Source organism: Streptomyces flavovariabilis, from assembly GCF_000725785.1.
GTDB classification, from domain to species: Bacteria; Actinomycetota; Actinomycetes; order Streptomycetales; family Streptomycetaceae; genus Streptomyces; species Streptomyces hawaiiensis.
On the sequence record NZ_JNXD01000010.1, the window covers coordinates 202,750 to 216,211 of the forward strand.

At 71.4% G+C, this 13,462-nt stretch carries 4 protein-coding genes and 1 pseudogene; 2 read left to right on the top strand and 3 right to left on the bottom strand.

The window, feature by feature from the left end; translation table 11 throughout:
• Positions 1 to 28 precede the first annotated feature (28 nt).
• From IO24_RS0119135 to IO24_RS47635, 3 genes are all read right to left on the bottom strand, one after another.
• The gene (locus IO24_RS0119135) at positions 29 to 808 is read right to left on the bottom strand and encodes a polysaccharide deacetylase family protein (RefSeq protein WP_031137276.1); all 780 of its coding nucleotides are present in this window, start codon (positions 806 to 808) and stop codon (positions 29 to 31) included.
• 84 nt (positions 809 to 892) lie between these two features.
• Positions 893 to 1,678 (bottom strand): thioesterase domain-containing protein, encoded by a 786-nt coding sequence (locus IO24_RS43125; RefSeq protein WP_425274853.1) that lies wholly within the window; start codon positions 1,676 to 1,678, stop codon positions 893 to 895.
• Positions 1,578 to 3,152, bottom strand: a complete 1,575-nt coding sequence (locus tag IO24_RS47635) for a class I adenylate-forming enzyme family protein (RefSeq protein ID WP_031137280.1) — start codon at positions 3,150 to 3,152, stop codon at positions 1,578 to 1,580. The genes IO24_RS43125 and IO24_RS47635 overlap by 101 nt, the downstream gene beginning before the upstream one ends.
• A gap of 333 nt (positions 3,153 to 3,485) precedes the next feature.
• Between IO24_RS47635 and IO24_RS0119150 the strand changes: the two genes are divergently transcribed.
• Together IO24_RS0119150 and IO24_RS47640 are read left to right on the top strand one after the other, a co-directional pair.
• On the top strand, positions 3,486 to 8,699 hold the full coding sequence (locus tag IO24_RS0119150; RefSeq protein WP_031137281.1) for a family 43 glycosylhydrolase: 5,214 nt from the start codon (positions 3,486 to 3,488) through the stop codon (positions 8,697 to 8,699).
• Between the two features lie 422 nt (positions 8,700 to 9,121).
• Positions 9,122 to 13,333 (top strand): annotated as a pseudogene (locus tag IO24_RS47640) (acyltransferase domain-containing protein); the annotation flags it as partial.
• Positions 13,334 to 13,462: the final 129 nt, after the last annotated feature.

Here is a 13,462-nt window from a genome sequence, read left to right on the forward strand (position 1 = left end):
CGACGTGGCGCATACCGCCCGGCACCCCTCAGCGCACGGGGAAGCCGAAGGAGTAGCCCTGCTCCTTCAGCCACGGCAGGACCTCTCGCAGAGCGGCGACGGTCTGCGAGCGCTCTCCTCCCGCGTCGTGGAAGAGGAGCGTCGGGCCGTTGGAGATCTCCTTCTTGACGGTGGCGACCATGGCGTTCGTGCCGGGGCGCTCGAAGTCCTTGGAGTCGATGTTCCAGCCGAGCGGGCGCATGCCGTGGGACGCGGCGAGGTGGCGGCTGTAGGGGGTGAAGGCCCCGCCGGGCGCCCGGTAGTACAGCGGGCGAACGCCTCCGGACGCCTTGGTGATCATGCGTTCGGCGTCCAGGATCTGCTGGGACTGGTAGGCCTCGGACTTGCGGTCCATGGTGACGTCGTGCGAGACCGTGTGGTCGCAGAGCCGGTGCCCGGCCGCCACGACCGTCTTGACCAGGTCCGGGTGGGCGCGAGCCTGTGTGCCCACCATGCAGAACGTGGCCTTCACACCGTGGTCGCGCAGCACTTGAAGCACTTCAGGTGTCCAGACGGGGTCCGGTCCGTCGTCGATGGTGATGTTGACGCCACGGGCACCGGCGTCCGACGCGTGCACGATGCCCGCCGGCACGGGCGCCGCCTTCCGGCCCTGCGACTGGGCGGGAGGCGCCGAGACGCCCCGGTCGGATCGTGACTCGGTGGCACCGACTTGCGCGTTCCAGAACGAGGTCAGGCCGGCCACCGCGGTCACCCCGAGCGCCGCCGCCAGCACTTTGGCGTACCATCCCCGTCCGCCACTTCGCACCATGTCTTGTGTTCCTTCGCCGTCGCCGTGGAGCCCGTGCATACGGCAAGAGGGCGGAAGGCGGCCGTCGGATCCGTCTGTTACCGATCACGGACAATCCTGCTGCTCGGCGGTGTCCGGACGGCCGGCACGGTGTGCCCGCGCCCGGTCCGCGGACGACGCCTCGATCCAGGTGCGCACGGCCGGAGCCGTTGACTCCGCGTGTTCCCGCATCATCGTCAGATGGTCGCCGGGGACGTCCAGGACGTCGTGCGCCGACGGCCAGGACGTACGCCAGTCGTCGGCGTCCGCGGAGGCGGCCATCGCGGGTGTCGGGCGCAGCGCGCGCACGGGGAGCGTCGGCGTGGTGACCGGCTCGGGGTGCCAGCCGAGGAAGATGCGGTTGTAGGCCCCCACCGCCGCGAGGGCGCTGTCGTCGTCCCCGGTGACGACGGGCCGTCCGGACTCCCCCGGCGGTGGAGCGGCCAGGGCCAGCAGCCAGCCCTTGCCCTGGTTGTCCGGCGTGACGTGGTACGTGTCCAGCAGGACCAGGCCGGCCGGTGCCCGGTCCATGCTCTCCAGCCGTCGGGCCACGAGATGTGCCACGTTGCCGCCCGCGGACCGTCCCACGATCACGAGAGGACCGTCGCCGGTGTGAGCCAGGAGGTTCTCGGCCTGCGTGCGCGCCAGCGCGGCGCGGTCCTCCGGCACGGCGGACCCGGCACCGATCCCGGGGTGCGGGAACTCCAGCACGTCCAGGTCGTGGTGGAACGCGCGGTGGAAGCGGGGGAAGTCACCACCTCCCGACGCGAGCGAGGGGTGGTAGGCGGGGAAGCAGGCGACCGTCGGCCTTCCCGGGCCGGGGCGGCCGTGGGAGCGGCGGATCGGGGGCAGCGCGTGCTCGTGGCCCCGGGCGGCCGTGAAGGTGGGCAGCGCCCAGGACGCGGTGACGAGCAGGTGCATCGCCGCCACCGGCTGCCCGCACGCACGCGATCGGCACCTCGCCGAGCACGTCGTGCGGCACCCCGACGGCCACGGCGTCGGACACGCCGGGACACCGCAGCAGGGCCTGCTCGATCTCCGTCGGGTGGATGTTCTCGCCACCTCGGATGATCAGTTCGCTGACGCGGCCGGTGACCCTCAGATGACCGTGCTCGACGCGGCGGCCGAGGTCGCCGGTGCGGTACCAGCCGTCGCGCAGAGCGGCGGCCGTCGCCTCGGGCCGGTCGTGGTACCCGCTCATCAGGCCCGGCGACCGCACCCAGAACTCGCCCTCGGCACCGTCCCCGACGTCCTCGCCGCTGCGCGGATCGACGACACGCACCTCCACGCCCGGCACGGGCGGCCCGCAGGAGCCGTCGACCCTGGGCCCCCGGGACGATCGGCCGCGATCATGCCGCAGGTCTCGGTGCTGCCGTACGCGTCGAACAGGGGAGCCCCCAGGTCCTCCTCCACGGCGGCGCGCAGAGCGGGACCGCTCGGTGCACCGGCGACGAGGCACATCCGCAGCGCCCGAGGTGCCGCACCGGCCGAGCCGACCAGCCGGTGATACGTGGCGGGCACGCCGGCCAGCACGGTGAAGGGCCCGCCGAGCTGCTCGTGCGCCGTGAGCAGCTCCTGCCGCAGACCGCCGGGGGCCGTCGGCTCCCCGGTGATCCGGGCGGCTCGCGCCCACGGCCGTCACGCCCAGGATCGCCAGCGAGTGGCTGAAGCTGTGGAACAGCGGAAGCGGCCAGAGCAGCCGGTCGGCGGACGAGAGACCGAACAGCGGCGCGTAGCAGGCGGCCACGGACCACAGCGCGGCCCGCTGTGTGGACAGCACGCCTTTGGGCCGGTGGGTGGTGCCGGAGGTGTAGAGCATCCACGCCGGGGCGTCGAGGCCGAGTGTGTCGATCTCCGCGGGCCCGTCGCTCTCGGCCGCGCTCCGGAACCACCGGGCCCCCTCCGGGGCCGGACCGGGCCCGGTGACGAGGGCTCCCAGACGGTCGTACGGTGATCCCAGGCGCCGCAGGCGTACGAGGTGCGCGGTGTCCGTGATGACGAACGCGGCGCCGCTGTCCCGCAGGAAGTGGGCCAGCTCGGCGTCGGAGGAGCGTGGATCGAGCGGGACGCCGACCATCCCGGCCCCCAGGACCGCGAGGCAACTCTCCACCATCTCCACGCAGTTGCCCAGGCAGATCGCGACCCGGTCGCCGCGGGCGAGTCCGGTCCGGGTGAGGTACCCGGCCAGCGCGCGGGTGCGGCGCTCCAGCTCGGCGTAGGTGACGCCGCGCGCGGAGTCGGCGTAGGCGACGCGTTCCGGTGCCACCAGCTCGGCGTGCTCCGTCAACAGTGCCGGCGCCGGCCGGATCAGCTCGTCCCGTGTCATGCTCCCCACCCCTCAAGTCCTGCGCAGCTCAACGATGTTGAGCCTATGTGGAGGGGCGGCGGACGGCGGGCGAGGACGTTCAGGACCTCCGGGCCGGCACCGGCGGCCCCGCTCGAGCAGTCTCCACCGCGAGTCGCCCGAACTCGTTCGACCAGTCGGACATTGTTCGGAACCTCTTGACGCTGCCCCGGGCGCCGACTGAAACTCTCGCAACACACTTCACCTGCGTGTAACGACAGGCCCACCGCAAGGGCTTGCCGTCGCCTCGTCGGCTCCTCGTCCTTCCGTTCCGCCTTGTCCGTCATCAGCCATGCCTCAGCAGGGAACCTCGACATGACGCACGTCGCACGACCTCGCAGCCGCGCGAGACGCCGGGCGGGCCATCTCGCCGGGCTGACCGCCGCGTCGATACTGCTCACCCTCGCCGGACCCACCGCTCCCGCTCAAGCGGCACCGGCGGCACCGGCGGCCGGGGCCGCGGAGATCACCGACGGCCTGGCTCTGTGGTACAAGCTGGACGCAGGCTCCGGCGGCACCGTGACCGACGCCTCCGGCAACGGCCGAAACGGCACGGTCAGCGGCACCGCCGACTGGTCGGCCTCCGGGCAGGGGCTCGCCTTCAACGGGTCGGACACCTACATCAAGGTGCCGGACGACGTCATGAAGGGCATGAACTCGATCACCGTCTCCATGGACGTACTGATCGACTCCGCCCAGAGCACGCCCTACTTCCTCTACGGCTTCGGCAACACCAGCGCGGGCAACGGCAACGGCTACCTGTTCACCACCGGCAACTCCTTCCGCACCTCCGTCGCGACGGGCAACTGGTCGACCGAGCAGACCACCAAGCCCTCCGACTCCCACAACCTGACCCGCGGCGTGTGGAAGCACATCACCTACGCCCAGACCGGCTCCACGGGCGTGCTCTACGAGGACGGCGTCGAGGTCGGCCGCAACACCTCCGTCACCACCACGCCCGGCGCCATCGGCTCCGGCACCACCAAGGCCAACTACATCGGCAAGTCCGTGTACGACGGCGACAGACTCTTCAAGGGCCGGATACGTGACTTCCGGGTCTACGACCGCGCGTTGGCCGAGCCGGAGGTCGAGCAGCTCTCCCTCCCCGTAGCCACACAGGGCGTCGCCGACGACAAGGACGCCCTCAGCCTGGGTGACACCGGCGGCGTCACCTCCGACCTGGACCTGCCGAAGACCGGCACGGCCGGTGGCTCTTCCATCAGCTGGGACAGCGACAACCCGTCCGTGGTGTCGGACACCGGCAAGGTGACCCGCCCCGAGGCGGGCTCACCGGACGGCCGCGCCACGCTCACGGCGACCCTGAAGAAGGGCACCGTGACCGGCACCAAGACCTTCGACGTCACGGTCCGGCCCGCGCTCGACGACGACGCCGCCACCCGGCAGGCCGCCGAGGCGCTCACGGTGCACAACCTCGGCGACGCACGCGGCAACCTCACCCTGCCCAGGAGCGGCGCCTTCGGCACGGCCGTCACCTGGTCCTCCGCGAAGCCGGACGTCGTCTCCGCCGGCGGCGAGGTCCACCGCCCCGCGCACGGCGACGGCGCCACCACCGTCGAGCTGACCGCCACCGTCACCAAGGGCGAGGCCCAGGCGACCCGCGTCATGACGGCCAAGGTGCCCGAACTGCCCGCCAGGGCCGCCCTCAAGGGCTACATGTTCAGCTACTTCACCGGCGAGGGCACCTCGGACGGCGAGCAGCTCTACGCCGCCCTCAGCAAGGGCGACGACCCGCTGCACTGGCGCGAGCTGAACGACGGCAAGCCGGTCCTCACCTCCACGCTCGGCGAGAAGGGCCTGCGCGACCCGTTCATCATCCGCTCCCCGGAGGGCGACAAGTTCTACCAGATCGCCACCGACCTCAGGATCTACGGCAACGGCGACTGGGACGCCTCCCAGCGCACCGGCAGCAAGTCCATCATGGTCTGGGAGTCCACCGACCTGGTCCACTGGACGAACCAGCGCCTGGTCAAGGTCTCGCCCGACAGCGCCGGCAACACCTGGGCGCCGGAAGCCTTCTACGACGCCGAGCGCGGCGAGTACGTCGTCTTCTGGGCGTCGAAGCTGTACGACAACGCCGACCACTCCGGCGACACGTACAACCGCATGATGTACGCCACCACCCGCGACTTCCACACCTTCAGTGAGCCCAAGGTCTGGATCGACCGCGGCTACTCGGTCATCGACTCCACGATGATCCGGCACGACGGGACGTACTACCGGCTGTCCAAGGACGAGCGGAACAACACCTCCTCCACCCCCAACAGCAAGTTCATCTTCCAGGAGAAGAGCGACTCGATCCTGAACCCGTCCTGGACGGCCGTCGCCGAGGGCATCGGCAAGGGCGCGATGAGCGCCGCCGAGGGGCCGCTGGTGTTCAAGTCCAACACCGAGGAGAAGTGGTACGCGTTCCTCGACGAGTTCGGCGGCCGCGGCTACATCCCCTTCGAGACGACCGACCTCGACTCCGGCACCTGGACCCCCTCCACCGGCTACGACCTGCCCGCCGAGCCCCGGCACGGCACCGTGCTGCCGGTCACCCAGGCCGAGTACGACCGGCTGCTGCGCGCCTACCAGCCGGACCAGGTCGTGCGGAGCGTCGAGGACGTCTCCGTGAAGACCGCGATCGGCAAGGCGCCGGTGCTGCCGGCCACGGTGATCGCCGAGTACGCCGACGGCGTCAAGCGTCCCGTCGCGGTCGCCTGGGAGGACGTACCGGCGTCCGAGTACGCCCAGTCCGGCACCTTCACCGTGACCGGCAGCCTGCCGGACGGCGCCGCGATCCCGGTCCGGGCCGAGGTCACCGTGTCCGACGAGGGACCGGGCGTTCCGTCCGGCCTGCTGCTGCACTACGACTTCGACGAGACCGGCGGCAGCATCGCCCGTGACTCCAGCGGACACGGCCACCACGGCACCTATGTGCGTACGCCCGAGTTCGGCACCGGTGTCGAGGGCGGCTCGTTCAAGATGTCCGGCGACTCCGACTCGCCGTACGTGAAGATCCCCAACGGTGTGCTGAAGAACGCCGACAGCGTGACGGTGTCGACGTACGCCAAGTGGAAGGGCGGCAGCGGCTTCCAGTGGCTGTTCGGGCTCGGACCCGACAGCGACAAGTATCTGTTCGCCACTCCGTCCAACGGCGGCTCCAGCCTCTACTCGGCCATCACGAAGGCCAGTTGGTCGGCGGAGTCGAAGCTGACAGCCGGCTCGCAGCTCACGCCCGGCCAGTGGCGGCACGTCACGGTCACACTGGACGGCGCCACCGGCGCGATGGTCCTCTACGCCGACGGCGTCGAGGCGGCCCGCACGACGACCACCATCAAACCGTCCGAGCTGTACGACGCGGCCAAGGACTACAGCGGCTACATCGGCCGCTCCCTGTACACGGCCGACCCGTACTTCGGCGGCGAGGTCGACGACTTCCGCGTCTACGACCGTGCCCTCACCGGTGCCGAGGTCATGGAACTCAGCGGAAACACCGCGGGCATCGCCAAGGCGACCCACCCGGCGCTCAAGGTCGACGCGCTCATCGACAACGCGGGCGGCACGATCACGCTGCCGATGAAGGCCGGCACCGATCTCACCGCGCTGGCACCGGAGTTCTCCCTCGCCCGTGGCGCGACGATCAGCCCCGCCTCCGGCAGCGTGCACGACTTCACCCGGCCGGTGACGTACGAGGTCACCGGGTCGGACGGCAAGAAGCGCACCTGGAAGGTCTCGGCACTGATCATGAAGACCCCGGTCCTGCCGGGGCTGAACGCCGACCCGAACATCGTGCGCTTCGGAGACACCTTCTACCTCTACCCGACGACCGACGGCTTCGAGGGCTGGAGCGGCACGCAGTTCAAGGCCTACTCGTCCACGGACCTGGTCCACTGGAAGGACCACGGCGTCATCCTCGACCTGGGGCCGGACGTCAGCTGGGCGGACAGCAGGGCCTGGGCGCCGGCGATGACGGAGAAGGACGGGAAGTACTACTTCTACTTCTGCGCCGACGCGAACATCGGCGTCGCGGTGTCCGACTCGCCCACCGGACCGTTCAAGGACGCCCTGGGCAAGCCGCTGCTGAAGGCCGGTGACTTCCGCGGCCAGATGATCGACCCGGCGGTCTTCACCGACGACGACGGCAAGCAGTACCTCTACTGGGGCAACGGCCGCGCCTACGTCGTCCCGCTGAACGACGACATGACCTCCATCGACACCTCGAAGGTCCAGGACATCACCCCGAGCGGCTACAACGAGGGCACCTTCGTCGTGAAGCGCAAGGGCACCTACTACTTCATGTGGTCGGAGAACGACACCCGGGACGAGAACTACCGCGTCGCCTACGCGACCGGCCCCTCGCCCACCGGCCCGTGGACCAAGCAGGGCGTGATCCTGGAGAAGGACCTGTCCCTGGGCATCAAGGGCCCGGGCCACCACTCCGTCGTCCACGTCCCGAACACCGATGACTGGTACATCGCCTACCACCGCTTCGCCATCCCCGGCGGTGACGGCACCCACCGCGAAACCACCGTCGACAAGCTGGAGTTCGGTTCCGACGGCCTGATCGAGAAGGTCGTTCCCACCCTCGGTGGCATCGACCCGGTCACCGTCGTCCACGCCGGACCGGACGCCACCGGTACCGAGGGCGAGGCGATCACGCTCGCCGGCACCGCCTCCGGGGCAGGCACTCCCAAGTGGGCCGTCCCGGACGGCGCCCCGTGCACCGTCAAGGACCCGGCGGCGGCCCGCACGACCCTCACCTGCACCGACGACGGCACCTTCCAGGTCACCCTGACCGGCGGGCGCGGCAGCGACACGGCGACGGTGAAGGTCTCGAACGTCGCCCCGTCGATCACGTACGCCAAGGGCCCCGGCTCGCCCGTCCCGGCGGGCAAGGCCGCCGTCGTCACGGCGTCCTTCGACGACCCGGGCACGGCCGACGGCCACACCTGCAAGGTCGACTGGAAGGACGGCACCCCGCCGACGGCCGGCACGGTCACCGACTCCGGCTGCCGCGCCGCGCACGTCTACGACGACGCGGGCATCCACCGCCCGGCCGTCACGGTCACCGACGACGACAAGGGAACGGACAGCACCACACTCGCCGAGCTGATCGTCTACGACCGTTCCGCCGGGCCCGCTGCCGGCGCCGGCACCATCACCTCGCCGGCCGGTGCCTACCCGGCCGAGCCGGGACTGACCGGCAAGGCGGCGTTCACCTTGGCCGCCCAGTACCGCAAGGGAGCCACTGTCCCCACCGGCAAGGCGACGTTCGTCTTCGGCCCGGCCCGGCTCACCTTCCGCTCGACCGGCTCCGACTGGCTCGTGGTGAACGGCTCCCAGGCCGTCCACCAGGGCACCGGCACCGTGGGCGGCAAGAGCGGTTACGCCTTCAGAGTCACCGCCACCGACGGGCCGGACACCTTCCGCATCAAGATCTGGAAGAAGTCCACCGGCGATGTCCTCTACGACAACAAGACCGGCGCCAGGACGAAGGGCATGGTCACCATCGGAAACCGGAAGTAACGGCTTCCGGCCTGCCGGTTCGCCGGGCTCCAGGAGTCCGGCAGATACGGGAGACGGCCGTGGCGGCCCCGGTGATCACCGGGAACGGGGCCGCGCGGCCGGCGACAGGAGGCGGCCCTGAATTCGGTGGGAGCCGAGGCGAGTTGCCGTAGCGATGGAAACAACGCGACGTATTCGGCAGGTCACTCTTCGTGATTCCGTCGCGGGCTGATCTCGCTTGACAGTCCAGCGAGTCACGGTATTAGCTAGGTGACGAGTTGATCACGGGGTGCGAGGTATCGAGCGCGCCGTGCAGCACGGGGGATAAAGGTGACGTCGACGAGGGCGGCTGACGGTATGTCAATTGCCGCGTCGGCCTTTACGGCATTTTTCTGAATGGTTTCCCCCTGCGTTGATGTCAATCGACCACGGGGGGACGGGAAATGTCGGAATCGCTTTCCTGGCGACGGACGAACGGCGATTCGTCGGCTTTACCCTGGGTCGTTTCCGCGCCCACCGAAGAGGCCTTGCGCGCCAGGGCGCGGCAGCTGCGAGAGCACCTCGGCACCCGGCCCGAGTGGACCGTCGCCGACATCGGACACGCACTCCTCGCGGACGACACCACCGCACCGCACCGGGCCGTCCTCATCGGTGCCGACCGCGAGGAACAGGACCTCGGACTGCGGGCGTTGGCGAACGGCACAGCCGCGCCCAACCTCGTCACCGGAACGGCCCGCGACGGTGCGCCCCCGGTCTTCCTGTTCCCCGGACAAGGCCCCCAGTGGCCTGGGATGGCCCGCGAACTCCTGCGCTCCTCGCCCGTCTTCCGAAACTCCCTGACGGAGTGCGCCGAGGCGCTGAAGCCGCACGTCGACTGGTCTCTCGAAGACCTCCTGACGAGCGATCAGGACCTCGCCCTCTGGGCGCGGCCCGACGTCACCCAGCCCGCACTCGTCGCCGTGATGATCTCCATCGCCGCCCTGTGGCGCTCCGCCGGAGTCGAACCCGGCGCGGTCGTCGGCCACAGCATGGGCGAGTTCGCCGCCGCCCACGTCGCCGGGGCGCTCTCCCTCCCCGACGCCCTGCACGCGGTCGCCGCCTTCAGCCGTGCCCAGATGTCCCTGGTCGGCCACGGCGAGATGCTCTCCGCCCTGCTCCCCGTCGACCAGCTGAGCCCGCGCTTGGAGCCGTGGGGCTCCCGCCTCGCGATCGCCGGCGTCAACAGCCCCTCGTGGACCGTCGTCTCCGGTGACACCGAGGCCGTCACCGCCCTGCGCGCCGATCTCGTCGCCGACGGCGTCCGCGCCCAGCTCATCTCCGTCGGCTACGCCGCCCACTCCCCGCACATCGAGTCCGTACGCGAGCGACTGCTACGGGACTTGGCCCCCATCACCGGCGCCCCCTCGACCATCCCCTTCTACTCGGGACTCACCGGCGGCCGCTACGACACCACCCGGTTCGACGCCGAGTACTGGTACCGGATGGTGCGCGGCACCGTCCTGTTCGAAGCCGCTGTCCGGGCCGCGCTCACCGAGCGGCCCACGGCTTTCGTCGAGATCAGCCCGCACCCCGTGCTGACGCTCGGCGTCCAGCAGACCCTGGACGACGCAGGCAGCACCGCCGCCGTCGTCGGCACCCTGCGGCGCGACGACGGCGGACGCGCACGGTGCCTGACCAGCATGGCCGAACTCCACGCACACGGCGGAAGCGTGGACTGGGCCGGTGGATTCGCCGGGACCGACCCGCGCCCCGTCGAGTTGCCCGCACCCGACCCCGGTGCGCACCAGGAGCCGGACCGGGCGGCTGCCGTCTCCCGCTTCGCCGCCCTGCCCGACACCGAACTGCCGCGCGCCCTTGCCGCGTTGGTGCGTTCCGAACTCGCCGCGGTCCTGGACGACCAGGCAGCCGTCGCCGCCGACTCCGGCCGTGCCTTCCGCGACCTCGGCATCGACTCCTCGGCCGCCGTGGCCCTGCGCAACCGGCTCGTCGCCGCCCTCGGCCTCAGGCTGCCTGCCGCCGTGGTCTTCGACCACCCCACCCTGGAGTCACTGGTACGACGGCTGCACACCGCCGTCCGCGGCACCGAGACCGAGCAGGCGACCGAGGCGGTGACCCCGGACACCGCCGACGACGAGCCGATCGCCATCGTCGGCATGGCCTGCCGCTTCCCCGGCGGAGTACACAGTCCCGAACAGCTGTGGGAGCTGCTGCTCGCCGGAGGCGACGCCATCACCGGCTTCCCCACCAACCGCGGCTGGGACCTCGACAAGCTGTACCATCCGGACCCCGCCCACCCCGGCACGTCGTACACCCGCGAAGGCGGATTCCTCCACGACGCCGACGAGTTCGACGCCGCCTTCTTCGGTATTCCGCCCCGCGAGGCACTCGCCATGGACCCGCAGCAGCGCCTGCTGCTGGAGACCTCCTGGCGGGCTTTCGAAGCGGCCGGCATCGACCCGGGCTCGCTCAAGGGCGGCCGCACCGGTGTCTTCATCGGCGCCATGACCCAGGACTACGGCCCGCGCATGCACCAGGCACCGGAGGGCGTCGAGGGCTTCCTGCTCACCGGCAACACCGCCAGCGTCGCCTCCGGCCGTATCGCCTACACCTACGGCTTCGAAGGTCCCGCCGTCACCGTCGACACCGCCTGCTCCTCCTCCCTGGTCGCCCTGCACCTGGCCGGTCAGGCGCTGCGCCAGGGCGACTGCACCCTCGCCGTCGCCGGCGGCGTCACCGTCATGCCCAACCCCGGCATGTTCGCCGAGTTCAGCCGCCAGCGCGGACTGGCCCCGGACGGCCGGTGCAAGCCGTTCGCCGAGGCCGCCGACGGCACCAGCTGGGCCGAGGGCGTCGGGCTGCTGGTCGTGGAACGGCTCTCCGACGCCCGCCGCAACGGCCACCAGGTGCTCGCCGTGATCCGCGGCACCGCCGTCAACCAGGACGGCGCCAGCAACGGCCTGTCCGCACCCAGCGGCCCCTCGCAGCAGCGCGTCATCCGCCAGGCCCTCGCCAACGCCCGGCTGACCGCCGCGGACATAGACGTCGTGGAGGCTCACGGCACCGGCACCCGGCTCGGCGACCCCATCGAGGCCGAGGCGCTGCTCGCCACCTACGGACACGGCCACACCGCCGAACAGCCGCTGCTGGTCGGCTCCCTGAAGTCCAACATCGGGCACACCCAGGCCGCCGCCGGAGTCGCCGGCGTCATCAAGACGGTGCTCGCGCTACGGCACGGGAAGCTGCCCGGCACCCTCCACGTGGACCGGCCGACCAGCCACGTCGACTGGTCGGCGGGGCACATCGAGCTGCTGACCGACACCGTCGACTGGCCCGGCAGCGGCACTGTACGGCGAGGCGGGGTCTCCGCCTTCGGCATCAGCGGCACCAACGCGCACGTGATCATCGAGTCGGAGCCGGCACCGGCCGATGCCGATGCCGATGCCGACCGCACGCAGGCCGCCGAGGCCGCCGACGCCGCCGACCAGTCCCCGCTGCCCTGGTCGCTGTCCGCGCGTTCCGAGCCCGCGCTGCGCGAGCAGTCGGCCCGGCTGCGTGCCCACCTCGAAGCCCGGCCCGGGCTGCGCACCGTCGACGTGGGACACACCCTGGCCACCGGCCGGCCTCAGCTGCCGCACCGCGCGGTGGTGGTGGCCGGAGACCGCGACGCAACCCTGACCGCGCTGAGCGCGCTGGCCGAGGGACGGGACGCCCCCGGACTGGTCCGCGGCGCCGCCCCCGTCGGTACCGACCGCGAAGCCGTGTTCGTCTTCCCCGGCCAGGGCTCCCAATGGGCGGGCATGGCCGCCGAACTCCTCGACACCTCACCCGTGTTCGAACAGCGCGTCCGGGAGTGCGCCGACGCCCTCGCCCCCTACGTCGACTGGTCCCTCAGCGACGTCCTGCGCGGCGCCCCCGGCGCGCCTGCGCTGGACCGCGACGACGTCGTCCAGCCCGCGCTGTTCGCGGTCATGGTGGCACTGGCCGAGGTCTGGCGCTCCTGCGGCGTGCGTCCCGCGGCCGTCGTCGGGCACTCCCAGGGCGAGATCGCCGCCGCCTGTGTGGCAGGCGCCCTCTCCCTGACCGACGCCGCCCGGATCGCGGCGCTGCGCAGCCAACTGCTGCTGGGCCTCGCCGGCACCGGCGGCATGGTCTCCCTCGCGCTGCCCGAGGCGCGCGCCCGTGAGCTGATCGCCGCCTGGTCCGGCCGGCTGACCGTCGCGGCCGTCAACGGACCGTCCTCCACCGTCGTCGCCGGTGACCCGGCGGCCCTCGACGAACTCCTCGCCCGGTGCACAGAACGGGATCTGCGCGCCCGCCGCGTGCCGATCGACTACCCGTCGCACACCGCCGGCGTCGAGGCCATCCGCGAACGGATGTCGGCAGAGCTGGCCTCGGTCGCCCCACGCGCCTGCGACGTGCCCTTCTACTCCACCGTGACCGGCACACGCCTCGACACCGCCGAACTCGACGCCGCGTACTGGTACCGCAACCTGCGCCACCCGGTGGAGTTCGAACGCACCACACGCGCTCTGCTCGCCGACGGCCACCGCGTCTTCGTGGAGGCCAGTCCGCATCCGGTGCTCAGCGTCGGGCTGGAGGAGACCTTCGCCGCCGCGGAGGCCGACGACGCCCGGGTCATCGGCACCCTGCGCCGCGCCGACGGCGGCCCCGCCCGGCTGCTGACCTCGCTCGCCGAGGCGCATGTCGCGGGCGTACCGGTGCGCTGGGCGCAGGCGTTCACCGGCCAGGACGTCCAGCGCGTGCCGCTGCCCGGCCACCCCTTC